Genomic DNA, 1,434 nt, shown 5'->3' on the forward strand with positions numbered 1-1,434 from the left:
ACTCATGGGCGCACTCCGGGCAGATCAGCTGTGCGCCGTCTTCGTAGGTGTATTCGGAATTGCATTTCGGGCAGGGTGGCAACGTGCTCACTAAAGCTCCTTGGATTCAGGATGGCTAAAAAGCGCACATTATATAGGGATTTATCGCAGGAGGGAGCGAACAGCAAAAGATCGCAGCCTTCGGCAGCTCCTTGGTGTACCCATGTGGAGCTGCCGAGGGCTGCGATCTTTTRAATTTGCTATGAATATCAGTGCGTGCGAGCGACCGCAAATTCACTCAATTCCACCAGCGCATCGCGGTATTCGCTGGCGGGCAGGGCGCCGAGGCACTTGATCGCACGGGCCACGTAGTCGCGGGCCAGTTGCGCGGTGTAATCCAGCGAGCCGGAAGCTTCGACCGCTTCGCGAATGCTTTCCAGGTCTTCGATGCCACCTTTCTGGATCGCCTGACGAACCAGTGCGGCCTGCTCCGGAGTGCCTTCGCGCATGGTGTAGATCAGCGGCAGCGTCGGCTTGCCCTCGGCCAGGTCGTCACCGACGTTCTTGCCCAGGGTCTCGGCATCGCCACGGTAGTCCAGCAGGTCGTCGACCAGTTGGAAGGCCACGCCCAGGTGATCGCCGAAGGTGCGTAGCGCTTCGCTCTGTTCCAGCGAGGCGCCGGCCAGGGCTGCGGCGCTGTGGGTCGAAGCCTCGAAGAGCATCGCGGTTTTGCCGCGAATGACTTCCATGTAGGTTTCTTCGGTGGTGCTGGCGTCGCGGACCTTCGACAGCTGCAATACTTCGCCTTCAGCGATGATGCGCGTGGCTTGCGAAAGGATCTTCATTACCGGCATGGAGCCCAGTTCGACCATCATTTCGAAAGAACGCGAATACAGGAAGTCGCCCACCAGCACGCTCGGCGCGTTGCCCCACATGGCATTGGCGGTTGAACGGCCACGGCGCATGCCGGACATGTCGACGACGTCGTCGTGCAGCAGGGTGGCGGTGTGCAGGAACTCGATGGTCGCGGCCAGCAGGCGCAGGTCATCGCCCTCGCGGCCCAGTGCCTTGCCGCACAGCAGCACGAGCAAGGGACGCAGGCGTTTGCCGCCAGCCGAGGTAATGTAGTCGCCGATTTTCGATACCAGCGGCACTCGGGAAGTCAGCTGCTTCTTGATGATGCCGTCGACGGCGCTAAAATCGTCCGCCACCGCGCGGTAGAAAGCTTGGGGTTGCATCAGCGACAGTTGCTCCAGAAGGGTTGCGCGGCATGCTAGGACCCACGTCCGGGCCTGTCAAGGCGCGATGGACGGCCACTTGCAACGCCAGAGTAGCTTGCGTACAATCGCGCACCCTGAACTTCCTGGGCAGCACCTGCCTTACGCAATTGCAAACAGGCCTTCCAGCCTTATGCAGCCATGCCAGCCAATACCTCTTCTTATAAAGAGCTGGGTG

1 protein-coding gene and 1 pseudogene are annotated in these 1,434 nt (G+C 60.6%); both read right to left on the reverse strand.

All coding sequences use genetic code 11. The features are described from left to right. A pseudogene (locus AC1DLB_RS29925) lies at positions 1 to 91 on the reverse strand (alkylphosphonate utilization protein); the annotation flags it as partial. Between the two features lie 157 nt (positions 92 to 248). Next, positions 249 to 1,217 carry a polyprenyl synthetase family protein gene (locus AC1DLB_RS29930; RefSeq protein WP_018925881.1) on the reverse strand — a complete coding sequence of 323 codons (969 nt, stop codon included), beginning with the start codon at positions 1,215 to 1,217 and terminating at the stop codon, positions 249 to 251. Positions 1,218 to 1,434 lie beyond the last annotated feature (217 nt).

It is taken from the genome of Pseudomonas sp. 05N434, assembly GCF_056396965.1.